Source organism: Mesorhizobium sp. AA23 (genome assembly GCF_001672435.1).
Classification (GTDB): Bacteria; Pseudomonadota; Alphaproteobacteria; order Rhizobiales; family Rhizobiaceae; genus Mesorhizobium.
Genome location: NZ_LYTP01000012.1, coordinates 718,257 through 744,831, shown reverse-complemented (window position 1 = coordinate 744,831; position 26,575 = coordinate 718,257). Strand labels below are relative to the sequence as shown.

Genomic DNA, 26,575 nt, shown 5'->3' with positions numbered 1-26,575 from the left:
GGTAAGCAGGAAAAGAATCCGCATTTTCCTCAAATAGAAGAAAAAATGAGCAGAATTTTTCGCTCACGCTAATGTTAACAACCTCATTTTTTTATTGATTGAGCCTCTTCCGAAATGGAACGAGGAGCTCCTGCCTGCGATCCCAGGTCCTCGTCGGGACGCGCCGAAGGAGGCGTCGAGGAATGACATTTCGGCAAATCTTTCCGCCGCTGCCGCTGGGGCAAGACTTGCACGGCCGCCGATAGAGGCAATACATAGACGCCAGGCCGGATTTCTTGGAATCCGCAATCGGCCGCAGCGGAGGAACGCTTCCGAAATCGGAAAGAGATGCGGCGCAAGCAGTAAGACTAGGACACCAGGGAGGGATTTGGTGGCAAAAGCAGCAAAGACAACGCCCCCGGCGAAGGCAACAGCCAAGGCCGCGCCCGTCGATGCGGGCGCGCCCAAGGCTTCATCTTCCAAGACCGCTTCGCCAGCCAAAACGCCGTCACCTGCGAAGGCCGGCTCCAAGCCGAAGACCACTGCGAAACCGGCTGCCGCTGCAAAGAAGACGAACCCCACATCCGCCGCCAAGGCTGCAACCGCAAAGACCGCCAGGCCTGCGGCAAAGGCAGCCTCGGGGTCGGCCAGGCGGCTGCCCAAGGCGATCACGGAACTCGCGGCAGGGTTGCCGGAAAAGCCTTGGCTGAAAAACTACCCGAAGAACATGCCGGCGGAGATCGGTCCGCTGCCTTACGATTCCATTGGCGACTTCCTCGTCGGCGCCTGCAAGCAGTTCGCCAGCCGGCCGGCGTTCGTGTGCATGGGCAAGTCGATCTCCTATGCCGAGCTCGAGCGGCTTTCGGCGGCCTTCGGCGCCTATCTGCAGTCGAAGGGACTGGAGAAGGGCGCGCGCGTGGCGCTGATGATGCCGAACGTTTTGCAATACCCGGTAGCGATGATGGCCGTGCTTCGCGCCGGCTTCACGGTGGTGAACGTCAACCCGCTCTACACGCCGCGCGAGCTGGAGCATCAGCTCAAAGATTCCGGCGCGCAGGCCATCGTCATTCTGGAGAACTTCGCCAACACGCTGCAGGCGGTGATCGCCAGGACGCCGGTCAAGCATGTCGTGGTCGCGGCGATGGGCGACATGTTGGGCGGGCTGAAAGGCGCGATCGTCAATCTCGTCGTGCGGCGGGTGAAGAAGATGGTTCCCGTCTGGTCGCTGCCCGGCCACGTCAAATTCAACGCCGCGCTCAAGGCGGGCTCGGCAAGCGCCTTCAAGCCGGCGGCGGTATCGGGCGACGATATCGCCTTCCTGCAATATACCGGCGGCACGACCGGCGTGTCGAAAGGCGCGACGCTGCTGCACCGCAACGTCTTGTCCAACGTGGCGCAGAATTCGCTCTGGGTGGAGGACGCCTATACGGTCAAGCCGAAGCCGGCGCATCTCAACTTCGTCTGCGCGCTGCCGCTCTACCACATCTTCGCGCTGACGGTGAACGCGCTGATGGGCATGCAGCAAGGCGCGCAGAACGTGCTCATTCCGAACCCGCGCGACATTCCGGGCTTCGTGAAAGAACTGCAGAAATACCCGGTCCACATCTTTCCCGGCCTCAATACGCTGTTCAACGCGTTGCTCAACAATGAGGATTTCCGCAAGCTCGACTTCAAGCCGCTGATCCTCACTCTTGGCGGCGGCATGGCGGTGCAGAAAGGTGTGGCCGAGCGCTGGAAGGCGCTGACGGGCTGTCCGGTGAGCGAAGGCTACGGTCTTTCCGAAACCTCGCCGGTGGCGACCGCCAACAAGTTCAGTTCCAGCGACTTTACCGGCACGATCGGCCTGCCGCTGCCTTCGACCGAGATCGCCATCCGCGACGACGACGGCAACAACGTGCCGCTCGGCGAAGTCGGAGAGATCTGCATCCGGGGTCCGCAGGTTATGGCCGGCTACTGGAACCGGCCGGACGAGACGGCCAAGGTGATGACCAAGGACGGGTTCTTCAAGTCGGGCGACATGGGCTTCATGGATGAACGCGGCTACACCAAGATCGTCGACCGCAAGAAGGACATGATCCTGGTCTCCGGTTTCAACGTCTATCCGAACGAGCTGGAAGAAGTCGTGGCGCAGCACCCGGGCGTGCTCGAAGTGGCGGCGATCGGCGTGCCGGACGAGCACTCCGGCGAGGTGCCGAAGCTGTTTGTGGTCAGGAAGGATCCAGCGCTCACCATCGAGACGCTGACTGTCTATTGCCGCGAGAACCTGACCGGCTACAAGCGGCCGAGATACATCGAATTCCGCGCCGAACTGCCGAAGACGCCGGTGGGCAAGATCCTGCGGCGCGCGTTGCGGGAGCAGATTTGAACGAAAATGTTGCCGGCCTGACGCCAATACATCGCGCCGACCTCGACCCCGCCGAATTCATCAAGGCGAACATGCGGCTTCAGCCGGTGCCGTCGCTGCCTGAAATCCGGCTCTATACGGCCCATCCCGGCAGTGGGCTGAGGCGGCTGCTGGAACCGGAGGACGGGTCGCATGAGCACGCGGCCGAGCCGCAGCCGCCCTACTGGGCCTATGCCTGGGCGGGCGGCGCAGTGCTGGCGCGCTATGTTCTCGACCGGCCGTCAACCGTTGCGGGCCGGCGCGTGCTCGACCTCGGCGCCGGTTCCGGCCTTGTCGGTATCGCCGCGGCGCGAGCCGGGGCTAGGGAAGTGACCGCGGCGGAGATCGACCGCAACGGCATCGTCGCGCTCCGCCTCAACGCGGAGGCCAACGGCGTCGCCATCATCATAATCGGCGAGGACATCAGCGCCGGTCCGCCGCCGTCGGTCGATGTTGTGCTCGCCGGCGACGTTTTCTACGGGCAAGCGGTCGCGCGGCGGATCGTCCCATTCCTCGACCGCTGCCTTGCCGCGGGCATCGAGGTGCTGGTCGGCGACCCGGGCCGCGCCTGGCTACCCAGGCGGCGGATTCGCCTGCTTGGCGAGTATCAGGTGTCTGATGTCGGCGGAAACGGCGGTAGCGCGCCGAAACCGAGCGGGATATTTGCGTTCCTTCCCAGCGAGCCCTGATCAGCCCGCCGGCACACTCATCCGCGCGGCGAGAAAATCCGGCAGGTCGGCGACCGAATCCAGGATGACGTCGGCCATCGGCGACAGCGAGTCACGCGTGCCCGTGCCGGAAAGCACGCCGATCGCCAGGCCGCAGCCGCCGGCGCGCGCCATTTCGAGATCGTGGCGATTGTCGCCGACCATGGCGATCTCGCCAGCCTTCAGTCCCGTCAGATCGCAGAACGCGATGACCGTGTCGGGCGCGGGCTTCGGGTTCGCGACCGCATCATAGCCGAAGGCGGCGTCGAAGAGCTGCGCGACACCGAGCGTGGCGAGCGTCTTCTCGGCGCCGCTGGTGGAATCGTTGGTGGCGACGCCCAGCCGGAAGGATCGCTTGTGCAGCGCCCGCAGCGATTCGACGATACCGGGCAGAGCGACAGCCATCGACGAGCCCTGAACCGAGGTGATCTCGTTGAAGCGGGCGACGGCCAGCATCTGGTCCTCCTCCGACAGGCGCGGGAACCAGAGCTCGACGACGTCCATGTTCGAGCCCGAGGCAAAGATCGAATCGGGCTTGAAGCGCTTGCTGACGAAATCGAAGCCGGCGGCGGCGAGCAACCTGTCGGCTTTCCAGCGATCGCCTTCGGCGGCGTCCATGGCCATGAAATCGGCAATGCCGAGCCAGGTAGCGTTGAAGTCGACAAGCGTGCCGTCCTTGTCGAACAGAATTCCCCTGATATCCGCCAATCCGTTTACTCCGCGCCACGCAATTGGTGGATATGAGCCACCAATCCGGCAGTCGAGGCGTCGCGTTTTGCGGCAGTCTCCTTGCCTTCCACGACAGGCAGCAGGCCTGTCGCCAGTTCCTTGCCGAGTTCGACACCCCACTGGTCGAACGAGTTGATGTTGAACAGCGTGCCCTCGACGAAGACGCGATGCTCATAGAGCGCGATCAGGCGACCGAGCGTGCGCGGATCAAGCTTGCGGTAGAGGATGGTGAGCGACGGACGGTTGCCCGAAAAGACGCGATGCGGCGCGATGCGATCGACATCGGCGGGCTTCATGCCCTTGGCCAGCATCTGCGCGCGCGCCTCTTCCAGCGTGCGGCCCTTCATGAAGGCTTCCGACTGCGCCAGGCAATTGGCAAGCAAGAGATCGTGGTGGGTCTTCAGCTCGGGCTCGTGGCTGACGGCTGCGGCAAGAAACTCGACCGGGATGAAATCGGTGCCCTGGTGCAAAAGCTGGAAAAAGGCGTGCTGGCCGTTGGTACCGGGCTCGCCCCAGACCAGCGGGCCGGTCGGCGTCGTCACCTGGCCGCCGTCCAGTGTCACGCTCTTGCCGTTCGATTCCATATCGAGCTGCTGCAGATAGGCCGGCAGGCGCGACAGGCGCTGGTCGTATGGAATGACGGCGCGGGCCGGGTATTTGCAGACGACGCGGTGCCACCAGCCGATCAGCCCCAGCAAAACAGGCAGGTTCTTCTGCAGGGGGGCCGAGCGGAAATGCTCGTCCATCTCATGCGCGCCGTCGAGGAAGGCGCGGAAATTGCGCAGGCCGATGGCGATCATCACCGGCAGGCCGATGGCGCTCCAGACCGAGTAGCGGCCGCCGACCCAGTCCCAGAAACCGAAGACGCGGTCGGAGGCGATGCCGAACTTGGCCACTAGGTCGAGCGCGGTCGAGACGGCGGCGAAATGCTTGCCGATCGCTTGCTTGCCCAGCGCCTTTTCCACCCATCTGCGCGCCGTCTCGGCATTGGTCATCGTCTCGACAGTGGTGAAGGTCTTGGAGGCGATGATGAACAAAGTCGTCTCGGGAGACAGGCCCTTCAGCGTGTCGTGGATGTGGGCGCCGTCGACATTGGAGACATAATGCGCACGCGGGCCGTCATGGTAGGGAGCGAGCGCCAACGTCACCATCGCCGGGCCAAGATCCGAGCCGCCAATGCCGATATTGACGATGTCGGTGATCTTCTTGCCGGTGGCGCCGGCCGCCTCGCCGGAGCGGATCGCATCAGCGAAGGCGCCCATTGCGTCGAGCACGGCGATCACATCGGCGTTGGTGTCCTGGCCATCGACCACGACGCTCTTGCCGGTCAGATTGCGCAGCGCCGTGTGCAGTACGGCGCGGTTTTCGGTGATGTTGATCTTCTTGCCTTCGAACATCGCGGCGCGTCGGCCTTCGATGTCGGCGGCGCCGGCGAGCTTCTCCAGCATTGCCATCGTGTCGGCGTCGACCGCGCATTTCGACCAGTCGAGCAGAAGATCGCCATCGGTCGCGGAGAATTTCTCGAAGCGCTTGGGATCGGCGGCGAAGGCTTCGCGCATCGTGCCCTTGGCTGCCGCGCGCTGCTCACGCAGGGCGGTGACCTGCTTGTCGAAGGCTGACTGATCCAATGGTGGCTCCTGGCGGGTTTTTAGACCATTTTAACAGGCCCGATGTTTCCGGCGCGTGTCGTCGCGACAATGTATTGAGCCGGATTTCCGTTTCGTTCAAGCGCGGCAGTGACGCACTGCATCACGCTTTTATGATGCCCCGCAACATCCGCTTCCCTGGCGGACGCGCCCCTTTCGTGACCAATGGATCACTGGCATAAATCCCAGCGATCAGAAAAATTGATTGGCGCAACCCCTTGTGCCACCCCTACACTCGACTGGTCCAGCCAAGTGAAAACAGCTGGCCATCCGAGGATGATCTCCCATGCCACAGCGCAATGACACGGCCATATGGTCCGGCCTGTTCCGGATTTCGGCCGAATCCGGACAAACTCTCCAGGCACAGATCCGCCAAGCGATCGTCGCAGCCATCCTCGACCGGCAGATCGCCGCTTCGATGCCGCTGCCATCCTGTCGGATTCTGGCGGAAAAACTGGGCGTTGCCCGCGGCACGGTGGTGCTTGCCTTCCAGCAGCTGGTCGACCAAGGTTTTCTTGTGGCGCGCGAGCGGCGCGGCCACTTCGTCAACCCTGAAGTGCTGGCCACCCCCGCCAAGCCGCACCAGAAGGCGCCCGACCAGCAGAATGAGATCGACTGGAAGGCGCGTCGGCAGATCGCCGCCAGCGACATGCCGCCGCCGGCCAAGCACGACAACTGGATCAAGTCCTCCTACCCGTTCGTCTACGGCCAGTTCGATCCGGCGCTGTTTCCGACCGCGGAATGGCGCGAGTGCAACCGCATGGCGCTCGCGGTGCTGGAGATCCGCAACTGGGCATCCGACATGGTCGACCGGGACGATCCGCTGCTCATCGAGCAGATCCAGGCCCGGCTTTTGCCGCGCCGCGGCATCTTCGCCAATCCGGACGAGATCATCGTGACCCTGGGCGCGCAGAACGCGCTCTATATGCTCGCCTCGCTGTTGATGACCAAGGGCTCGAAGGTGGCAATGGAAGACCCCGGCTATCCGGATGCCCGCTCGATCTTCCGGCTCGCCGGCGCAGATATCCAGCCGGTCCCGGTCGACCAGTCGGGCATCGTGACCTCGGCGATTCCCAGCGATTCCGGCTTTGTCTTCGTCACGCCCAGCCATCATTGCCCGACGATGGTGCCGTTGTCCGCCGAGCGGCGGCAGGATTTGCTGGCGCGCGCCAACCGCAACAACCAGATCATCATCGAGGACGGCTATGACAGCCAGCTTCTCGACGAGGCGCCGCAGCAGGCGCTGAAGAGCCTCGATCGCTCGGGCCGCGTCATCTATGTCGGCTCGATGTCGAAGACGCTGGCTCCGGGTCTGAGGCTCGGCTACATCGTCGCTTCGGCAGGACTGATTGCCGAGCTTCGCGCGTTGCGTCGCTTCATGCTCAGGCATCCGCCGGCAAACAACCAGCGCGCCGTTGCGCTGTTTTTGTCGCTCGGCCATCACGAGGCGCTGGTGCGCAGGCTCTCCGCCGCCTTCGACCAGCGGCGCAAGCGTCTGGTCCATGCGATTTCCGCTTTCCTGCCAGAATGGCGCTCGACCGACTCGGCGGGAGGCACATCGTTGTGGCTGGAGGGCCCGCGCGGTACCGATTCACGAGGGCTCGCCGAAGCGGCCGCTTCCCGCAGCGTCATCATCGAACCCGGCGACCGGTTCTTCGACCGCAGCGAAAAGCCCTCGCGTTTCATGCGTTTGGGCATCTCCTCGATCTCGCTGCAGCACATCGAGCCCGGGATTCGGGAGCTCGCCACAGCCGCCGGCCGCAGGCCCGCTGCCGCCTGATCACCACGGACTGCCACATCAAGAGCCGGCGTTTTTGCCGGCTCTTTTATTTTGGCGCGCCTCAACGCTTCAGCATCCTGGCATATTCGACGGGATTGACTGGCTCATAGGCTGTGCCAATGCCGACGGCATAGTCGAGGCACAAAGGGGACGAGGCAGGCCGATGGTGGACCAACCGCCGCGCATCCTGCCCCTGAAAAAGCAAAGGTGGAGTGCTTTCCATGTCAGTGGCTCTTGAGAAGCAGGAAACGACGTCGGACCAGCGTTCGCGGCGGTCCGGCGGGCGCGAAGCGCGCCGCGCGATGCGGGCAGCACCGCTCGCAGACGACATCCGTCCGGTGCGAGCCGGCCTCGAAGGCGGCAGCTACGGGCCATTGAGCCAGAACGACAAGGAACGCATCCATGAAGCGGTGCTGACGCTTCTGGAGACGGTGGGCTTCGCCAACGCCATCCCCTCCTGCATCGAGGCGCTGACCCGGGTCGGGGCGAGCTATGGCGACGACGGCCGCATCCGCCTGCCGCGCGCGCTGGTGCTCGACACGATCAAGAAGGCGGCGCGCCACTTCACGCTCCACGGCCAGGATCCCAAGCACGACATGGTGATCCAGGGCAAACGCGTGCACTACGGCACCGCGGGCGCGGCGGTGCATCTGGTCGATGTCGAGAAGCGCGAATATCGCGAATCGCAGCTGCAGGACATCTATGACGCCGCCCGTCTCGTCGACGGGCTCGACAACATCCATTTCTTCCAGCGCACCATGGTGCCGCGCGATATCCCCGATCCGCTCGAGATGGACTTCAACACGCTCTATGCCTGCGTAATGGGGACATCCAAGCATGTCGGCACCTCGTTCACCGTGCGAGAGAACGTCAAGCCGGCGCTGGAAATGCTCTATGCGATCGCCGGCGGCGAGGAGAATTTCCGGGCGCGGCCTTTCGTGTCGAACTCGAACTGCTTCGTGGTGCCGCCGATGAAATTCGCCGAGGACGCCTGCGGCGTGCTCGAAGCCTGCGTCGAGGGCGGCATTCCGATCCTGCTCTTGTCGGCCGGCCAGGCCGGCGCCACGGCTCCCGCCGCGATTGCCGGCGCCGTCGTGCAGGCGGTGGCCGAAGTGCTGATGGGCCTGGTCTATGTCAACGCCATCAAGCCCGGCCATCCGGCGATTTTCGGCACCTGGCCGTTCGTCTCCGATCTCCGGACCGGCGCCATGTCCGGCGGTTCGGCCGAGCAGGCCGTGTTGACCGCGGCCTGCGCGCAGATGGCGCAATATTACGACCTGCCGGGCGGCTCGGCCGCGGGCATGACGGATTCGAAGCTGCCGGACATCCAGTCCGGCTATGAAAAAGGCATCACCGATGTGATGGCCGGTCTTGCCGGCCTCAACCTCGTCTATGAATCGGCCGGCATGCATGCCTCGCTGCTCGGCTTCTGTCTCGAAAGCCTGATCATCGACAACGATATGCTCGGCCACTGCCTGCGATGCGTGCGCGGCATCGAGGTGACGGACGAGGCGCTGTCGATCGACACGATCGCCGATGTCTGCCTTAAGGGCCCGGGCCACTATCTCGGCAACGAGCAGACTTTGAAGCTGATGCAGACCGAATATTTTTATCCCGCAGTCGGCGATCGCTTCTCGCCCAAGGAATGGAACGAGAAGGGCCGGCCCGACATTTTGCAGCGGGCGATCGCCGAGAAGAAGCGCGTGCTGGCCGAGCGGTTTCCGCGCCATGTGTCGCGGCTCGTCGACGACAAGCTGCGCGCGCGCTTCGGCGAGATGATCAAGCTGCCGCGCAACAAGATGGGCGGCTGATCTTTCCGCTCTCGCAGATCACTCCGCACGCAGCCGATAGCGCTCGACGACTTCGGCGTTGATCAGCTTCGCATGCAGCGTCAACAGTACGATCTGCGCATCGAGGCTGTCGCCGGCATCGAGCGCGGCCTCGATGCGGCGCTCGGCTTCCAAAGTGTGCTCCCTGCCATTGGCCCGCTCGAAGGTTTCCGGTCCGGCGACGCAATAGCCGCAGAGTTGCGCCACCGATTGATAAGCCTGGGGCGGCGGCTCCTCGGGCCAATGATCCTTCATCAGGTTGACGATGGTGAGCTTGACGCCCTCAGGCACCAGTGCCGGATGCAAGTCGGCCTTGCGCAAGGCGTGGTCGAGCTGGCGCAAGTCGCCCGAACGGCCGAACATGCCGAGGAAGCCGAGGGAAGAGCGCCGTTTCGCCATATATAGCCTCTCTTCGTAGGACCGCCGAGATCGGGCTAATCTGTAGATGCCCCGCGGCCGAAACAAGGGCCATGAGAAAGGGCGGTCCGCCGGAAAGCGGACCGCCCTTCGATTTTTCGCCGTGCTCTGAATTCAGTGGTTGTCGCGCGGGACGCCCCTGGTGTGCGCGACATCCTGATATTTCACCGCCGGCTTCAGCACCATGCCGGCGGAGAACTGGTCGACCATGCCGCGCTGGATCTCCTGCCAGGGCGTCTGGTGCTCGGGATAGTCATAGCCGCCAATGCCCTGCAGCGCTGCCCGCCGCCTGGCGATCTCCTCGTCGCCGACAAGGATATTTGCGGTGCCCTTCCTCAGGTCGATGCGGACGCGGTCGCCGGTCTTGAGCAGCGCCAGCCCGCCGCCGACCGCTGCCTCCGGCGAGGCGTTGAGGATCGATGGCGAACCCGACGTGCCGGACTGGCGACCGTCGCCGATGCAGGCCAGCGAATGGATGCCCTTCTTGATGAGATGGGCCGGCGGCTGCATGTTGACCACCTCGGCGCCGCCCGGATAGCCGACCGGGCCGGCGCCGCGCATGAACAGGATCGTGTGCTCGTCGATGCCCTGCGCCGGATCGTCGATGCGGGCGTGGTAATCCTCCGGGCCGTCGAAGACCATGGCGTTGCCTTCGAAAGCCTCCGGATCGTTCGGGTTCGAGAGATAGCGCTCGCGGAATTCGGGCGAGATGCCGCTGGTCTTCATGATGGCGGAATCGAACAGATTGCCCTTGAGGTTGATGAAGCCGGCATTGCTCTTGAGCGGCTTGTCGACGCCGCGGATGACATCGTGATTTTCGTTGACCGCGCCGCGGCAATTGTCGCCGATCGACTTGCCGTTGGCGGTGATCGCGTCGGGGTGCGGCAATAGTCCGCCCTTCAGCAGTTCGGCCACGACGGCCGGCACGCCGCCGGCATGGTGATAGTCCTCGCCGAGATACTCGCCCGTCGGCTGCAGGTTGACGATCAGCGGCACGTTAAGGCCGATGTTCTGCCAGTCGTCATTGTCGAGCGGCACGCCGAGATGGCGGGCGATGGCATTGAGGTGGATCGGCGCGTTGGTCGAGCCGCCGATGGCCGAATTGACGACGATGGCATTCTCGAACGCCTGGCGGGTCATGATGTCCGACGGCTTCAGGTCCTCATGCACCATATCGACGATGCGCTTGCCGGTCTCGTAGGCAATCTGGCCGCGCTCGCGATAGGGCGCGGGGATCGCGGCCGAGCCCGGCAGCTGCATGCCGAGCGCTTCGGCCAGCGAGTTCATGGTGGTGGCGGTACCCATGGTGTTGCAATAGCCGGTCGACGGCGCCGAGGAGGCGACGATGTCCATGAACTCGTCATAATTGATCTCGCCGGCCGACAGCCGCTGGCGCGATTCCCAGACAATGGTGCCGGAGCCGGTGCGCTTGCCCTTATGCCAGCCATTGAGCATCGGGCCGACCGAAAGCGCGATCGCCGGAATGTTGACGGTCGCCGCCGCCATCAAGAGCGCGGGCGTAGTCTTGTCGCAGCCGATGGTCAGCACGACGCCGTCGAGCGGATAGCCGTAGAGCACCTCGACGAGGCTGAGATAGGCGAGGTTGCGGTCGAGCGCCGCCGTAGGCCGCTTGCCGGTCTCCTGGATCGGATGGCACGGGAACTCGAAGGGGATGCCGCCCATCGAGACAATGCCTTCGCGCACGCGCTTGGCGAGCTCGAGATGGTGCCGGTTGCAGGGCGAGAGATCAGAACCCGTCTGCGCGATGCCGATCAGCGGCTTGCCCGACATCAGCTCGGCGCGCGTCAGCCCGTAATTGAGGTAGCGCTCGAGATAGAGCGCCGTCATGCCCGGGTTGTCGGGATTGTCGAACCACTCCTGCGAGCGAAATTTCTTCTTCTTGGTGGGGGCGCCTGCCATCGTGGTCTCCGTATTTGTATGACAAATCGATATGACAACGCGCCCATGCAGGCAAGAGGCAGACACGCCGCAGACCCGCACTTTGGTGCGATAGACATAGAAAGGGCCGCGGCTTGGGACCAATCGACGTCATCAATCCGGGAGGTCTTGATGGCTGTAGTGATCGAAGGCGAGGAGCGGATCGCCGCACCTGTCGAGAAAGTGTGGGAAGCCCTCAACGACCCGGAAATCCTGAAGGAGGCGATTCCCGGCTGCCGGAGCCTGGAAAGGAAATCGGACACCTAGCGCCGGCCCGGCGAATTACTCGAACACGATGCTGGGCACTGCCGCCTCGGCGGCGCCGCGTTCCTCTTGCACCCTGTCCCATACCCTCGCGGCGATATCGCGATAGATCTTCGCCTCGGCGCCGTCCGGCTTGGATGCGACCACCGGGGCGCCGGCGTCCGAGCTTTCGCGGATGCCCATCTCCAGCGGCACCTCGCCAAGGAAGGTGACGCCGAGCCGTTCGGCCTCGCGGCGCGCGCCGCCATGGCCGAAGATGTCGTAGCGCTTGCCGGTGTCGGGCGCGAGGAAATAGCTCATGTTCTCGACGATGCCGAGCAGCGGCACGTCGACCTTCTTGAACATGTTGAGGCCCTTGCGCGCATCGATGAGCGCCAGGTCCTGCGGCGTCGAGACGATGACGGCACCGGCCAGCGGCACCTGCTGGGCCATGGTGAGCTGGGCATCGCCGGTGCCGGGCGGCATATCGACGACCAGCACGTCGAGCGGTCCCCATTCGACCTCGCGCAGCATCTGGGTGAGCGCCGACATGACCATCGGGCCGCGCCAGATCATCGGCGTCTCCTCGTCGACCAGGAAGCCCATCGACATCACCTTGAGGCCGTAATTCTGCATCGGCTTCAGAATCTTGCCGTCGACCGTCTGCGGCCGGCCGTGAATGTTGAGCAGCCTCGGCATTGACGGCCCGTAGATATCGGCATCGAGCACGCCGACGCTTAGCCGCTTGGCGGCAAGGCCGAGCGCCAGGTTGACGGCGGTGGTCGATTTGCCGACGCCGCCCTTGCCGGACGCCACCGCGATGATCGCATCGATGCCGGGCACGCCGCGTTTGCCGTGACTGTGAGAAGCCGGCGCCTGCGGGCCAGAACGCTGCGGCGCTGCCTGGGGGGCAGGTCGTGGCGGCGCTGCCTGGGGAGCCGGCCGAACCGGCGCCTCCATGCCGCCGCCCTTCTTCTCCGCCGTCAGCGCGACGACGGCGTTGGCGACGCCGGGGATCGCCTTGACGACACGCTCGGCGGCGGCGCGCAGCGGCTCCATCTCCTGGGCGCGGGCGGCGGGAACGGTAATCGAGAAAAACACCTTGGAATCGGCGATGAAAATCTCAGATACCAGGCCGAGGTCGACGATGTTGCCGGTGAAGTCCGGTCCATTGACCGTCCTCAGGCGCTCGATGACGGTTTCCTTGGTTACAGCCATGGTCTTTCCTCGGAGTTTGGCGTTCCAGATAGTGCAGTTTCCCGGCAGAACCAAGCCGTGGCGCAATGGCTCGTCCGGCGTGCTCGGGAAAACGACCGGTGGTGTCGGATTTGCCTAGCGCGTCCCGATCCGCCGATTGCCATGGCCAATCGATCCAGGGGCCCTATCTCGGTTGCCATGAGCGACGGCAACCGGAAAAGGAGACTGTCATGCTCGCAAACAGCAACGCAGCGGCCAATGTGGCGGTGAAAGACCTTTCGAGAGCAAAGGGCTTTTACGAAGGAACGCTGGGCCTCAAGCCTGTCGACGACATGGCCGGAGAACTGATCGTCTACAAAAGCGGCGACACGGTCATCAACGTCTATCGTTCAGAATTCGCCGGTACCAACAAGGCGACGGCGTTGACCTGGACGGTCGGCGACCAGATCGGTGCCATTGTCCAGGCGCTGAAGTCGAAGGGCGTCACCTTCGAGCGCTATGAGATGCCCGGGCTCACGCTCGAGGGCGATGTCCATGTCGGCTACGGCATGAAGGTCGCCTGGTTCAAGGACCCGGACGGCAATATACTGTGTCTTGCCGGCGAGTAGATTTCAGCCTCAGACCGCCAGGCGCGTGACAAAGTAAGTCAACGCCGAAATCGCCGCCGTCGCCGGCAGGGTGATCACCCACGCCACGACAATGTTGCCGGCAATGCCCCAGCGCACAGCCGAGACGCGGCGGGCAGCACCCACGCCGATGATGGCGCCGGTGATTGTATGCGTGGTCGAGACCGGGACACCGAGCCAGGTGGCGGCGAACAACGTTATCGCGCCGCCGGTCTCGGCGCAAAAACCCTGCATCGGGTTCAGCCGAGTGATCTTCGATCCCATCGTGTGCACGATGCGCCAGCCGCCGAAGAGCGTGCCCAGCGCCAGTGCGGACTGGCAGGTGATGACCACCCAGAACGGCACGTGGAAGCTCTGGCCGAGCATGCCTTGCGAATAGAGCAGCACGGCGATGATGCCCATGGTCTTCTGCGCGTCATTGCCGCCGTGCCCCAGCGAATAGAGCGAAGCCGAGAAGAACTGCAGGACGCGAAAGCTGTTATCGACCGCGAACGGCGTCTGCCGAACGAACAGCCATGAGACGATGAGGATAAGGACAAGCGCCAGCACGAATCCGGTCGCCGGCGAGAGCACGATCGCCGCGGCCGTCTTGCCGAGCCCGGACCAGACGATGGCCCCCGGGCCGGCCTTGGCGACGCCGGCGCCGACCAACCCGCCGATCAGCGCATGCGAGCTGCTCGACGGAATGCCGGCGATCCAAGTGACGATGTTCCAGACGATGGCTCCGATGAGCGCGGCGAAGATCACTGCGGGGGTCACGATCTCGGCGTCGACGATGCCCTTTCCCACCGTCTCGGCGACATGCAGACCGAAGAACAGGAAGGCGATGAAATTGAAGAAAGCCGCCCAGAACACGGCATAGTGCGGCCTCAGCACGCGGGTGGAGACGATAGTCGCGATCGAGTTGGCGGCATCGTGCAGGCCGTTGAGGAAATCGAAGAACAGCGCCACGGCGACGAGGCCGACCAGCAGGGGAAAGGCGATCGCGGCGTCCATCTGTTAGACGTTCTCGATCGCGATGCCGCTGATCTCGTTAGCGACGTCCTCGAAACGGTCGACCACCTTTTCCAGCTGGCCGTAAATCTCCGAGCCGATCAGGTAGGCCATAGGGTCGCTGCGACCGTGCCGCTTGAACAGGTCCTTCAGGCCCTGCTCGTGCAGGTCGTCGGCGCGGCCCTCAACGCGCATGACTTCTTCGGCGATGGCGTTCAGCCGCGCGGCGTTGGCGCCAACCTTGCCGAGCAGTGGGATGGCCTCTGCTACCAGCCGGGCGGCCTCGACGATGACGCTGCCCATTTCCCGCATCAGCGGATCGAATTCCCTCATCTCGAACAATTTCACCGTCTTGACGGCCTTGTGCATCGTATCGATGGCATCATCCATCGACTGGATCAGATCCTTGATGTCGCCGCGGTCGAAGGGCGTGATGAAGGAGCGCCTGACGGCAAGCAGCACCTCCGCGGTGATCCCGTCCGCTTCGTCCTCCAGATCGACGATCGTCTGGCACCAGCGGTCGATGTCCCGGCCCTGGAGAAGCTGCTCAAGCGCCTCGGCGCCGCCGACCACCGTGCGCGAATGCCGTTCGAACAGTTCGAAGAAGCGATCCTCGCGCGGCAAAAGTCTGCGAAACCAACCCAGCATCTGCTCCTCCCTGCTTCCGCCTACCCCACATAGCGCCATGCGCGGCGCGGGAAAACAGATAAGCCGGCTCAAAAATGTGGATGAGATCCTATCGTTCATCCGCCTTGCGAAGCAAAGCGATTTCCCCGACCTTGGGCAGACCGTGGATCGGATGACATGATCGACAAGCTGGAATTCTTCATCGCTTTAGCCAGGGAACAGCATTTCGGCCGCGCCGCCGAGGTGTGCGGCGTCACCCAGCCGACGCTGTCGGCCGGCATCAAGCAGCTCGAGGAGCAGCTCGGCGTCATGCTGGTGCTGCGCGGCTCGCGTTTCCAGGGTCTGACGCCGGAAGGCAAGCAGGTGCTGGTTTGGGCGCGCCGCATCGTCGGCGATTCAAGGACCATGCGCGAGGAGATGCGGGCGGCGCGCCACGGCCTGTCCGGCCGCATCCGCATCGCCGCCGTTCCGACGGCGCTCGCCATGGTGGCGCGGCTGACGACGCCATTCCGCGACAAGCATCCCGGCGTCACCTTTTCGGTGCTGTCACGGACGTCGATCGAGGTGCTGACGCTGCTCGGCAATCTCGATGTCGATGCCGGCATCACCTATCTCGACAACGAGCCGCTGGGGCGGGTAACCAGCGTGCCGCTCTATGACGAGCGCTACCAGCTGATCACGGCAGTCGGCAACCCCTATTCCGACCGCGACAAAGTGACGTGGGCAGAGATCAGCCAGTTGCCGCTCTGCCTGCTGACGCCGGACATGCAGAACCGCCGCATCATCGACCAGCATCTGGCGGAAGCCGGCGTGCAGGTGCGGCCGACACTGGAATCCAACTCGATGATCGTGCTGTTCTCGCATATCCGGACCGGCAAGTGGTCGTCGATCATGCCGCTCAACCTTGCGGAAACATTCGGCTTTTCCGAACCGATCCGGGCCATTCCGATAGTCGATCCGGATGCCAGCCACACGGTCGGGCTGGTGGCGGCGCCGCGCGAGCCGCACACGCCGCTGGTGCAGGCGCTGCTGGACGAGGCAATGGCGCTGGCAGACGATTTCCGTTCCCACCGCTAGGCTAGACAATGCGGGCTCAGCGTTTCTGATAGAAAATTTCTATCAAGCGACGAGACTGCTTTATTGATCTCGGAGGTTTCCTCTGATTTCATAAGGACTTAGCGATATTGCGCCCTGTGCATGTCGTTGCCCCAAAACCGCTCTATATTTTGGGGTGACATATGTGTTGGCGCCACGGCCAGGGAGGGCGCTGCATGCCGATGCAGCCTGCAAGTACCGAGATCGCGTCGCGCATAGCGGCGATCATCGAGGAATTGAAGGACCTCGAAGGTCCGTTGCTGCCGATTCTCCACGGCATCCAGGAAGAATTCGGACATGTGCCGCAGGCGGCGCTTCCGGTCATCGCCGACGGGCTGAACCTCTCGAGAGCGGAGGTGCATGGCGTCGTCACCTTCTATCACGATTTCCGCGCCAAGCCGGCCGGCCGGCATGTGCTGAAGCTCTGCCAGGCGGAAGCCTGCCAGTCGATGGGTTCGGAAGCCGTCGCCACCAAGGTCAAGCAACTGCTCGGCATCGATTTTCACGAGACCGCACGCGACGGATCGGTTACACTGGAGCCGGTCTATTGCCTCGGGCTTTGCGCCTGCTCGCCGTCGGCGATGCTCGACGGCGAAGTGATCGGCCGGCTCGACGACGAGAAGATCGAAGAGATCGTCGCGGAGGTGCGTTCATGATCCCGCGCATCTACATCCCTGCCGATTCCGGTGCTCTGGCGCTCGGCGCCGAAAAGGTCGCCAGGGCGATCGAGAAGGAGCTCAAGGAGCGCGGGGTCGAGGCCAAGATCGTGCGCAACGGCTCGCGCGGCGCCTATTTCCTGGAGCCGATGGTCGAGGTTGCGACCGCCGAGGGCCGCGTCGCCTACGGGCCGGTCAAGCCGTCTGACGTGAAAAGCCTGTTCGACAGCGGTTTCCTCAAGGGTGGCCATCACAAGCGCTGGCTGGGCGCTCCAGACAAGATCCCCTTCCTCGCCAAGCAGACGCGGCTGACCTTCGCGCGCTGTGGCGTCATCGACCCGCTGTCGCTCGACAGCTATAAGTCGCATGGCGGTCTGAGAGGCCTGCAGAACGCGGTCGCCATGGCGCCGGCGGACGTCGTGAACCAGGTGACCGAGTCCGGCCTGCGCGGCCGCGGCGGCGCAGGCTTCCCGACCGGCATCAAGTGGAAGACGGTTCTCGATACGAATTCCGAACGCAAATACATCGTCTGCAATGCCGACGAGGGCGACAGCGCCACCTTCGCCGACCGCATGATCATGGAGGGCGATCCCTTCGTGCTGATCGAAGGCATGGCGATCGCCGGCATCGCCACCGGCGCGACCAAGGGCTTCGTCTATATCCGCTCGGAATATCCGCATGCGGTGGCGACGATGAACAAGGCCGTGGCGATCGCCCGCAAGGCAGGCGTGCTCGGCGTCAATGTGCTTGGCTCGCCCAACGCCTTCGACATGGAAATCCGCGTCGGGGCCGGCGCCTATGTCTGCGGCGAAGAAACCTCGTTGCTCAACAGCTTGGAAGGCAAGCGCGGCGTGGTGCGCGCCAAGCCGCCGCTGCCGGCGATCCAAGGGTTGTTCGGCAAGCCGACGGTGATCAACAACGTGATCAGCCTGGCCTCCGTGCCGATCATCATGGACAAGGGCGCCGCCTACTACAAGGATTTCGGCATGGGCCGTTCGCGCGGCACGATCCCGATCCAGATCGCCGGCAACGTCAAGCATGGCGGCCTGTTCGAGACGGCCTTCGGCCTGACGCTGGGCGAAATCGTCGACGAGATCGGCGGCGGCACGGCTTCGGGCCGTTCGGTGAAGGCGGTGCAGGTCGGCGGCCCGCTCGGCGCCTATTTCCCACGCGCGCTTTTCGACACGCCGTTCGACTACGAGGCTTTTGCTGCCAAGGACGGGCTGATCGGCCATGCCGGCATAACCGTGTTCGACGACAGCGCCGACATGATGAAGCAGGCGCGCTTTGCCATGGAGTTCTGCGCCATCGAAAGCTGCGGCAAGTGCACGCCCTGCCGCATCGGCTCGACGCGCGGCATGGAGGTTCTGGACAAGGTCGCCGCGGGCATCGAGGCGGAGAAGAACCTCGCTCTGGTCACCGACCTCTGCAACACGATGAAGTTCGGATCGCTCTGCGCCCTGGGCGGCTTCACGCCCTACCCGGTAATGAGCTCGATCACGCATTTCCCCGAGGATTTCAAGCCGGCGCCGACGCGCGTGGCTGCCGAATAGGAGCTGGCAGATGAACATCAAAGCCGACTTCCCGACACTCATCGAAGAGATCGACTACGGAACGCCGGAGTCGAGAGCGGCGAAGCAGGTGACGCTGACCGTTGACGGGCAAAGCATCACCGTGCCGGAAGGCACCTCGATCATGCGCGCGGCTATGGAAGGCGGGGTCGAGATCCCGAAGCTCTGCGCCACCGACATGCTGGACTCTTTCGGCTCGTGCCGCGTCTGCCTGGTCGAGATCGACGGCCGCGGCGGCACGCCCGCATCCTGCACGACGCCGGTCGGCGAGGGCATGGTGGTGCGCACGCAGTCCGAGCGGCTCGATGCCATCCGCCGTGGCGTCATGGAACTCTACGTCTCCGACCATCCGACCGGCTGGAACGAGAAGGCCGGAACCGGCGCCAGCGAGTTCGACGCGGTTGCGGAGTCGGTCGGTCTGACCGAGAACCGCTACGGCGTCGAAGGCCGCAACCACGTCAAGGAAGAAGGCGGCGTGGCGCCCGGCCATGGCTCGCTGGCGGTCGACTACATCGCCCGCGATGAGTCCAACCCCTACTTCACCTATGATCCGGCGCAGTGCATCGTCTGCTCACGCTGCGTGCGCGCCTGCGAAGAGGTGCAGGGCACCTTCGCGCTGACCATCGAGGGCCGCGGCTTCGAGTCCCGCATGGTCGCCGGCATGCATGAGGATTTCATCGCTTCCGAATGCGTGTCCTGCGGCGCCTGCGTGCAGGCCTGCCCGACCGACGCATTGCGCGAGAAGACCGTGCTCGAGAAGGGCATGCCGGAGCGCTCGGCCGTCACGACCTGCGCCTATTGCGGCGTCGGCTGCTCGTTCAAGGCGGAAGTGAAGGGTGACGAAGTCATCCGCATGATGCCCTACAAGGACGGCAAGGCGAACCACGGCCATTCCTGCGTCAAAGGCCGTTTTGCCTATGGCTATGCCACCCACAAGGATCGGATCCTGTCGCCGATGATCCGGGAGAAGATCACCGATCCGTGGCGCGAGGTGAGTTGGGAAGAGGCGATCGCCCATACGGCAAAGGAATTCCGCCGCATCCAGTACCAGTACGGACGCGGCTCGATCGGCGGCATCACCTCCTCGCGCTGCACGAACGAGGAGACCTATCTCGTCCAGAAGCTGGTGCGGCAGGGCTTCCGCAACAACAATGTCGACACCTGCGCGCGCGTCTGCCATTCGCCGACCGGCTACGGCCTCGGCCAGACCTACGGCACCTCGGCCGGCACGCAGGACTTCGACTCGGTCGAATACACCGACGTTGCCGTCATCATCGGTGCCAATCCCGCTACGGCGCATCCGGTGTTCGCCTCGCGGCTGAAGAAGCGGCTGCGTGAGGGCGCCAAGCTGATCGTGCTCGACCCGCGCCGCACCGAGATGGTGAAGTCGGCGCATGTCGAGGCGGACTACCACCTGCCGCTGAAGCCCGGCACCAACGTCGCGGTGCTGACGGCGCTGGCCCACGTCATCGTCACCGAGGGCCTGTTCGACGAAGCCTTTATCCGCGAGCGCTGCGACTGGGCCGAGTTCCAGGACTGGGCGTCCTTCGTCGCCCTGCCGGATAACAGCCCCGAGACGGTCGGCAAGCTGTCCGGCGTCGATCCTGAAGCGATCCGGGGTGCCGCGCGCCTTTACGCCAAGGGCGGCAACGGCGCGATCTATTACGGCCTCGGCGTCACCGAGCACAGCCAAGGCTCGACCACGGTGATGGCGATCGCCAACCTCGCCATGGCCACCGGCAATATCGGCCGTCCGGGCGTCGGCGTGAACCCGCTGCGCGGCCAGAACAATGTCCAGGGCTCCTGCGACATGGGTTCCTTCCCGCATGAGCTGCCGGGCTATCGCCATATCTCCGGCGAAGCCGTGCGCGACATCTATGAGAGCCTGTGGGGCGTGAAGCTGGACGAGGAGCCCGGCCTGCGCATCCCCAACATGCTGGATGCCGCCGTCGACGGCTCATTCAAGGGCATCTACATCCAGGGCGAGGACATCCTGCAGTCCGACCCCGATACCAAGCATGTCGCCGCAGGGCTGGCCGCGATGGAATGCGTGGTGGTGCACGACCTCTTCCTCAATGAGACGGCAAACTACGCGCATGTCTTCCTGCCGGGCTCGACCTTCCTGGAGAAGGACGGCACCTTCACCAATGCCGAGCGCCGCATCAACATGGTGCGCAAGGTGCTGGAGCCGAAGGCGCGCTACGCCGACTGGGAGGCGACGCAGGAGCTCGCCCGCGCCATTGGGCTGGACTGGAACTACACGCACCCGTCTGAGATCATGGACGAGATCGCCAAGACCACGCCGAGCTTCGCCGGCGTCTCCTTCGAGCTGCTCGACCGTGTCGGATCGGTGCAGTGGCCCTGCAACCAGAAGGCACCGCTCGGCACGCCGATCATGCATGTCGACGGCTTCGTGCGCGGCAAGGGCAAGTTCATCCGCACCGAATATGTCGCGACGGACGAACGGACCGGCCCGCGCTACCCGCTGCTGCTCACCACCGGGCGTATCCTGTCGCAGTACAATGTCGGTGCGCAGACCAGGCGTACCGAAAACGTCGCCTGGCATGCCGAAGATCGGCTGGAGATCCATCCGCACGACGCCGAGAACCGCGGCATCCGCGAGGGCGACTGGGTGCGGCTGGCGAGCCGTTCGGGCGAGACCACCCTGCGCGCGCTGATCACCGACCGCGTGTCGCCCGGCGTCGTCTACACGACCTTCCACCACCCGGACACGCAAGCCAATGTGATCACGACCGACTTCTCGGACTGGGCGACCAATTGTCCGGAATACAAGGTCACCGCCGTGCAGGTGGCGCCATCCAACGGCCCGACCGAGTGGCAGAGGGACTATAACGAGCAGGCCAAGCAGAGCCGCCGCATCGCCCCGCTGGAAGCGGCGGAGTAGTCTTGGCCGCGCGCCGCAAAGCCACGACGCAAATCTCGCGGCTGGCGCGTCGTGCCGGCGGCACGGCGGTTGCGAACCGCATGGTGCCGGAGGAGACGCCGGTCGCGTTCTCCTATGCCGGCACCACCCATGCGGTGATGATGGCGAGCCCGGCCGATTTCGAGGATTTCGCGCTCGGCTTCTCGCTCACCGAAGGCATCGTTGCCGACCCGGCAGAGATCGAGGCGATCGAAGTCGAGGATCTCGGCGCCGGCATCGACATCCAGATCAAGCTGAAGGACCGGGCCAACACGCGCTTCCAGGCGCGACGGCGCCGGCTTGCCGGGCCGGTCGGCTGCGGCCTGTGCGGCATCGAATCCATCGAGGAAGCGATGCGGTCGGTCGACGCGGTCGGTTCGTCGAAGCTTACGCTCGACGCCGAAGACGTCACGCGTTCGGTCAAGCTGCTGTCGAAGCAGCAGCCGCTGCACACCGAGACCGGGGCGGTGCATGCTGCCGGCTTCTACGTTCCCGGCAAAGGTATCGTGATGGCGCGCGAGGATGTCGGCCGCCACAATGCGCTGGACAAGCTCGCCGGCGCGCTGGCCAAAGCCGGCATCGACGGCGCGAGCGGCGCCGTCGTGGTGACCTCGCGCGTGTCGGTTGAGATGGTGCAGAAAACAGCCGCCATCGGTGCCCCGGTCATCATGGCGGTTTCGGCGCCGACCGCGCTTGCCATCCGGACCGCCGAGTCCGCCGGCATGACGCTGGTAGCGCTGGTGCGCGGCGACGATTTCGATATTTTCACCCACCCCGAACGGGTGGCTTCCGGAGTTGCAAAGCATGTCGCATGACGAGGATCACATCGCCAGCACCAAGGAAAAGCTGGTGCGCATGGCCAATCAGATCGCCACCTTCTTCCATTCGAAGCCGCGCGAGGAAGGCATTACCGGCGTTGCCGAGCACATCAACAAATTCTGGGAGCCCAGGATGCGGCGGCAGTTCTTCGAGCTGCTGGACGGCGAACCGGAAGATTTCGACGAGCTGGTGATCGCCGCCTCCGCCAAGATCAAGCGTCCGCTAACGGCGGAGCAGGCCGACAAGAGCCTCGGTTACAGCAAGCCTGCGGAGGCCGAGGGCGCCATTCCGCCTAAGTAGGGCCTCGGGGCCGCATCGGCGCCAAAGGTCTTAGTATTTCCGCTCTCTAAAGTTTCGCTGCCGCAAGCCGGCTGCCTCTGCTATGGTTGACGACAGGAGATCGTCTGGCCGGGCGGGGTAGTTGCGTGAGGCCGATCGAGACCAGATATGCCCGTAGCGGGGACGTGCGGATCGCCTATCAGGTGGTCGGCCAAGGCTCGTTCGATCTCGTCTTCGTCCCCGGCTTTATCTCCAATCTCGACCTACAATGGGAAGACGAGGGTTACAGCCGCCTGCTGAAGCGGCTTTCGGCTTTCTCACGCCTGATTCTGTTCGACAAACGCGGCACCGGGCTTTCGGACCGAGTGGACAACCGTCATCTGCCCGGCCTGGAAACCCGCATGGATGACGTGCGCGCGGTGATGGACGCCACCGGCAGCGGCCGCGCGGCGATCCTCGGCGCTTCGGAAGGCGCACCGATGGCGATGCTGTTTGCCGCGACCTATCCGGAGCGGACGCGGGCACTCGTGCTCTATGGCGGTTATGCGCATTTCCACAAATGGGTAATGCCGCAGGAGCGCCTGGAAGCCTTCATCGAAATTGCCGAGACTTGCTGGGGCACCGGCGCGACCTTGCCCAATTTCGCGCCAGGCCGCGTGGATGACACGCATTTCGCCCGGTGGTGGGCACGGTTCGAACGGCTGTCGGCCGGCCCGACGGCCGCGGCAGCCCTTGCCCGCATGAATGCAGACATCGACGTGCGCGGCATTCTGTCCGCGATCAGCGCGCCGACGCTGCTGATCCATCGCTGCAATGACGCGCGCGTCGATCCGGAGGCCAGCCGCTTCCTTGCCAGGAAGATTCGCGGCGCCCGGCTTGCTGAGATACCCGGCCGCGACCATCCGATCTGGACCGGGGACGTCGACCGGGTGGCCGACCTGATCGAGGAGTGCCTGACCGGCCAGCCGGCGGTGGCCCACACCGAGCGGGTGCTTGCCGCGCTGCTGGTGACGCGCATCTTCGACACCGCCAAGCTGGGCGACCGCATGTGGAGCGAGCGCAGCCAACGCTTCCAGGAAACATGGCGGCTGCTGGTGGGCCGCCATGGTGGGCGGATTGCCGGCACGCATGGCGAATTGATGATCTCTCGTTTCGACGGGCCGGCGCGCGCCATACGCTGCGCTGCGGCGCTGCGCGATGCGGCGCAGCAGATCGGCGTGGCAAGCGGGCAAGGCGTGCATGTCGGCGAGATCGAAATGCGCGGCCAGCCGGTCGGCCTCACGGCGCGGGTGACCATGCAGCTCGCCACCCATGCCGGACCCGGCGACATCCTCGCCTCGCGGCTGGTCGCCGAACTGGCGATAGGCTCCGGCCTGCGTTTCATCGACGCCGGACTTGTCAGTCTCGACGAGCTGAGCGAGCCGCTGCCGGTGGTCCAGGCCACGTCTGAACAACATCTGGAACCGGCCTGCCGCTCCAGGCCCAGGGCCCTGCAGCCAGCAACACTGACGGCGCGGGAAAGCGAGGTGGTGAACCTGATTGCCGACGGCATGAGCAATGCGGCGATCGCCGCCGAGCTGAGGCTCAGCGAGCATACGGTCAAGCGGCACGTCGCCAACATATTGCTCAAGCTGGACCTGCCTTCGCGCGCTGCTGCGGCGGCCTTCTCGGCAAGGCACACTGGCCCGGACGGGCCATGAGTGCCATGGCGCTTTCGGGCGAAGCGAAAGGGGTGTCTCTAGGACTATGAATTCGTCCCATGCAGGCCAAGCGTCAGGTGGGCTCGTCAAGAAGCAGACCGACGACCTGTTCGCAGCCGCCATGGCCAGTTCGCAGTGAGAAGTCCCTGCCCGGCAGTAATCGTCGGACAGCGCTTCGGACATCTACCACCCAAGACGATGGGCACATGGAGGATGAAATGCTGACCAAGACAGTGGACGGCGCGGCGATCAAGAAAGCGATCGAGAGCCGTGACGGCAAGATGCTGGCGAGCTTCTACAATGACGATGCGCTGGTGCGGGTGATCGACCGCAACAACCCGCCGAGCAAGCCGCGCGAAATCCGCGGCCGCGCGGCGATCAGCACCTTCTGGGACGACATCTGCAGCCGAGCGATGACCCACAAGGTCGACGCCACGATCGCCGAGGGCGACAAAGTCGCCTTCACCCAGGCCTGCGCCTATCCCGACGGCACCAAGGTGTTCTGCGCCGCGATGCTCGAATTGAAGAACGGCCGCATCGCGCGGCAGACGGTCGTGCAGGCCTGGGACGAGTAGCTCAAGAACGGATTCATCTGCAAGACAGGGAGGAGAACCAAGATGTTCAGCGCCAGATGGCAGATCGACGCCAAGTTCGGTCACAAGCAGACCGCGCTCGAGCTGATGCGGAAATGGGAGCGCGAGATCGGCTCGCAGGTCGGGCTCGCCGACCTGAAATTCCAGCTCATGACCGGTTCAGTCGGCGCACGCGAAGCGACGATCGAGACCCACCACCAGGTCGAGAGCCTGGCCCAGTTGGAGGAGTTCTTCGCCAAGATCGCCAAGATCGAGGCGCACGCCAAATGGGGCAAGGAGCTGGAGCCCTATGTGGTGTCGGGCACCAGCCTGTGGAACATCTACCGCATCGTCGAGTAGCGGCCTGCGTGGCCGACCTCGCCCGTTGTGGGAGAGGTAGAGGGCTTACCCGTGCGCCACCATCACATGGCGGACGGCGGTGTAGTCCTCCAGCGCGTAGAGCGACATGTCCTTGCCGTAACCGGACTGCTTCAGGCCGCCATGCGGCATCTCGTTGGTGAGCATGAAGTGGGTGTTGATCCAGGTGCAGCCATATTGCAGCCGGGCCGCGGTCGTCATGGCGCGCGAGACGTCCCTGGTCCACACCGACGATGCGAGGCCGTAGTCGCTGTCATTCGCCCAGTTCACCGCCTCGTCGACCTCGGAGAACCGGGTGACCGAGACGACCGGGCCGAACACCTCGCGGCGCACGATCTCGTCTTCCTGCAACGCTCCGGCGACGACCGTCGGCTGGTAGTAGAAGCCGGAGCCCGCGCCCGGCTTGCCGCCGGTGGTGATCTCGATGTGCTTCAATTCCGAAGCGCGCTCGACGAAGCTCGACACGCGGTCGCGCTGGCGGCGCGAGATCAGCGGCCCGATCTCGTTCTCGGTGTCGTCGGGCAGATTGTATTTGATGGTCGACGCCGCCGAGGAGAGGTCGGCGACGAGCTTGTCGTAGATCTTCTTGCCGGCATAGATGCGGCAGGCGGCGGTGCAGTCCTGGCCGGCATTGTAGTAGCCGAAGGCGCGCAGGCCGTTGACGACTGCGCCGAGATCGGCATCGTCGAAGACGACGACCGGCGCCTTGCCGCCGAGCTCGAGATGCGTGCGCTTGACCGACTTGGCGGCCGCCTGCAGCACTTTCTTGCCGGTGGCGACGTCGCCGGTGATCGAGATCATGTTGACCTTGGGATGATTGATCAGCGTGTTGCCGACGCTGTCGCCGCGGCCGAGGACGACATTGACGACGCCCTCGGGCAGGATCTCCGACAGGATCCTCGCCAGCTTCAGCGCCGTCAGCGGCGTCTGCTCCGATGGCTTGAAGACGACGGTGTTGCCGCCGCCGATCGCCGGCGCCAGCTTCCAGGCCATCATCATCAGCGGATAGTTCCAGGGCGCGATGGAGGCGACAATGCCGATCGGATCGCGCCGCACCATCGAGGTGTGGCCGGGCAGATACTCGCCCGCGACCTGGCCTGGCATCGAGCGCACCGCGCCGGCGAAGAAGCGGTAGCAATCGACGATCGCCGGGATCTCGTCATTGAGCACGGCGTTGATCGGCTTGCCGCAATTCAGCGCCTCGAGCGCGGCGAACTCATTCGCTTCGGCCTCGACGCGATCGGCGATCTTCAGCAGATAGCCGGAGCGCTGCGCCGGCGTGGTGCGCGACCAATTGACGAACGCTTGTTCGGCGGCACTGACAGCCGCCTCGATCTGCGCCGGACTTGCTTCCGGCAGGTTGAGGATGGTCGCGCCGGTCTTCGGATTGAGGATCGGCTCCTCGATTTCGGTGCCCTTGTCGAATTTCGAGCCGATCAGCATCTGGGTGTCCATGGGGGTTTCTCCCTTCGCAGTAGCGAGTATGCG

General features: G+C 64.4%; 22 protein-coding genes and 1 pseudogene. 15 read left to right on the top strand and 8 right to left on the bottom strand.

Going from position 1 to position 26,575, the window contains the following annotated elements; all coding sequences use genetic code 11:
- Positions 1–370 precede the first annotated feature (370 nt).
- Positions 371–2,344 (top strand): long-chain fatty acid--CoA ligase, encoded by a 1,974-nt coding sequence (locus A9K66_RS14160; RefSeq protein ID WP_067324403.1) that lies wholly within the window; start codon positions 371–373, stop codon positions 2,342–2,344.
- Positions 2,341–3,051, top strand: coding sequence for a 50S ribosomal protein L11 methyltransferase (locus A9K66_RS14155; RefSeq protein ID WP_067324401.1), 711 nt, complete (start codon positions 2,341–2,343; stop codon positions 3,049–3,051). Before A9K66_RS14160 ends, A9K66_RS14155 begins: the two co-directional genes overlap by 4 nt.
- Here the strand turns inward: A9K66_RS14155 and A9K66_RS14150 are convergent, their stop codons facing one another.
- Together A9K66_RS14150 and pgi are read right to left on the bottom strand one after the other, a co-directional pair.
- Positions 3,052–3,777: an HAD family hydrolase gene (locus A9K66_RS14150; protein ID WP_067324399.1), complete on the bottom strand. Its 726-nt coding sequence runs from the start codon at positions 3,775–3,777 to the stop codon at positions 3,052–3,054. It lies immediately after the preceding gene.
- 5 nt (positions 3,778–3,782) lie between these two features.
- Positions 3,783–5,426: a glucose-6-phosphate isomerase gene (gene pgi / locus A9K66_RS14145; RefSeq protein ID WP_067324398.1), complete on the bottom strand. Its 1,644-nt coding sequence runs from the start codon at positions 5,424–5,426 to the stop codon at positions 3,783–3,785.
- Positions 5,427–5,730: 304 nt separating this feature from the next.
- On the opposite strand from pgi, the gene A9K66_RS14140 reads away from it, so the two are divergent.
- Both A9K66_RS14140 and A9K66_RS14135 read left to right on the top strand, forming a co-directional pair.
- Complete coding sequence (locus A9K66_RS14140; protein WP_067324396.1) at positions 5,731–7,224, top strand: PLP-dependent aminotransferase family protein; 1,494 nt, start codon at positions 5,731–5,733, stop codon at positions 7,222–7,224.
- 221 nt (positions 7,225–7,445) lie between these two features.
- Complete coding sequence (locus A9K66_RS14135) at positions 7,446–9,035, top strand: trimethylamine methyltransferase family protein (protein WP_067324395.1); 1,590 nt, start codon at positions 7,446–7,448, stop codon at positions 9,033–9,035.
- An 18-nt stretch (positions 9,036–9,053) separates the two neighbouring features.
- Here the strand turns inward: A9K66_RS14135 and A9K66_RS14130 are convergent, their stop codons facing one another.
- Positions 9,054–9,452, bottom strand: a complete 399-nt coding sequence (locus A9K66_RS14130) for a hypothetical protein (protein ID WP_082953859.1) — start codon at positions 9,450–9,452, stop codon at positions 9,054–9,056.
- A gap of 132 nt (positions 9,453–9,584) precedes the next feature.
- Positions 9,585–11,390, bottom strand: a complete 1,806-nt coding sequence (locus A9K66_RS14125) for an IlvD/Edd family dehydratase (protein WP_067324393.1) — start codon at positions 11,388–11,390, stop codon at positions 9,585–9,587.
- Between the two features lie 150 nt (positions 11,391–11,540).
- Here A9K66_RS14125 and A9K66_RS29500 point away from each other — a divergent pair.
- A pseudogene (locus A9K66_RS29500) lies at positions 11,541–11,672 on the top strand (SRPBCC domain-containing protein); the annotation flags it as partial.
- An 18-nt stretch (positions 11,673–11,690) separates the two neighbouring features.
- Here the strand turns inward: A9K66_RS29500 and A9K66_RS14115 are convergent.
- Positions 11,691–12,869, bottom strand: a complete 1,179-nt coding sequence (locus A9K66_RS14115) for an Mrp/NBP35 family ATP-binding protein (protein ID WP_067324388.1) — start codon at positions 12,867–12,869, stop codon at positions 11,691–11,693.
- Between the two features lie 209 nt (positions 12,870–13,078).
- On the opposite strand from A9K66_RS14115, the gene A9K66_RS14110 reads away from it, so the two are divergent.
- A complete protein-coding gene (locus tag A9K66_RS14110) occupies positions 13,079–13,456 on the top strand; it encodes a VOC family protein (protein ID WP_067324386.1) in 378 nt (125 codons plus the stop codon).
- 9 nt (positions 13,457–13,465) lie between these two features.
- On the opposite strand, the gene A9K66_RS14105 is transcribed toward A9K66_RS14110, so the two are convergent.
- Complete coding sequence (locus A9K66_RS14105; RefSeq protein WP_067324384.1) at positions 13,466–14,470, bottom strand: inorganic phosphate transporter; 1,005 nt, start codon at positions 14,468–14,470, stop codon at positions 13,466–13,468.
- Positions 14,471–14,473: 3 nt separating this feature from the next.
- Complete coding sequence (locus A9K66_RS14100) at positions 14,474–15,115, bottom strand: DUF47 domain-containing protein (protein WP_067003620.1); 642 nt, start codon at positions 15,113–15,115, stop codon at positions 14,474–14,476.
- Positions 15,116–15,271: 156 nt separating this feature from the next.
- Between A9K66_RS14100 and A9K66_RS14095 the strand changes: the two genes are divergently transcribed.
- From A9K66_RS14095 to A9K66_RS14055, 9 genes are all read left to right on the top strand, one after another.
- Complete coding sequence (locus tag A9K66_RS14095; protein WP_067324381.1) at positions 15,272–16,171, top strand: LysR family transcriptional regulator; 900 nt, start codon at positions 15,272–15,274, stop codon at positions 16,169–16,171.
- 194 nt (positions 16,172–16,365) lie between these two features.
- Positions 16,366–16,845 carry a formate dehydrogenase subunit gamma gene (locus tag A9K66_RS14090; protein ID WP_067003616.1) on the top strand — a complete coding sequence of 160 codons (480 nt, stop codon included), beginning with the start codon at positions 16,366–16,368 and terminating at the stop codon, positions 16,843–16,845.
- Complete coding sequence (locus tag A9K66_RS14085) at positions 16,842–18,398, top strand: NADH-quinone oxidoreductase subunit NuoF (RefSeq protein ID WP_067324378.1); 1,557 nt, start codon at positions 16,842–16,844, stop codon at positions 18,396–18,398. The genes A9K66_RS14090 and A9K66_RS14085 overlap by 4 nt, the downstream gene beginning before the upstream one ends.
- A gap of 10 nt (positions 18,399–18,408) precedes the next feature.
- Positions 18,409–21,321 (top strand): formate dehydrogenase subunit alpha, encoded by a 2,913-nt coding sequence (gene fdhF, locus A9K66_RS14080; protein WP_067324376.1) that lies wholly within the window; start codon positions 18,409–18,411, stop codon positions 21,319–21,321.
- 2 nt (positions 21,322–21,323) lie between these two features.
- On the top strand, positions 21,324–22,154 hold the full coding sequence (gene fdhD / locus A9K66_RS14075) for a formate dehydrogenase accessory sulfurtransferase FdhD (protein WP_067324374.1): 831 nt from the start codon (positions 21,324–21,326) through the stop codon (positions 22,152–22,154).
- Positions 22,144–22,458, top strand: coding sequence for a formate dehydrogenase subunit delta (locus A9K66_RS14070; protein WP_067324372.1), 315 nt, complete (start codon positions 22,144–22,146; stop codon positions 22,456–22,458). Before fdhD ends, A9K66_RS14070 begins: the two co-directional genes overlap by 11 nt.
- A 125-nt stretch (positions 22,459–22,583) precedes the next feature.
- The gene (locus tag A9K66_RS14065) at positions 22,584–24,137 is read left to right on the top strand and encodes an alpha/beta fold hydrolase (protein WP_067324369.1); all 1,554 of its coding nucleotides are present in this window, start codon (positions 22,584–22,586) and stop codon (positions 24,135–24,137) included.
- 218 nt (positions 24,138–24,355) lie between these two features.
- Entirely contained in the window at positions 24,356–24,712 is a 357-nt protein-coding gene (locus A9K66_RS14060; protein ID WP_067324742.1) for a nuclear transport factor 2 family protein, read from the top strand.
- A 42-nt stretch (positions 24,713–24,754) separates the two neighbouring features.
- A complete protein-coding gene (locus A9K66_RS14055) occupies positions 24,755–25,069 on the top strand; it encodes a hypothetical protein (protein WP_067003605.1) in 315 nt (104 codons plus the stop codon).
- 45 nt (positions 25,070–25,114) lie between these two features.
- Here the strand turns inward: A9K66_RS14055 and A9K66_RS14050 are convergent, their stop codons facing one another.
- Positions 25,115–26,542: a gamma-aminobutyraldehyde dehydrogenase gene (locus tag A9K66_RS14050; protein WP_067324367.1), complete on the bottom strand. Its 1,428-nt coding sequence runs from the start codon at positions 26,540–26,542 to the stop codon at positions 25,115–25,117.
- Between the last annotated feature and the right edge of the window lie 33 nt (positions 26,543–26,575).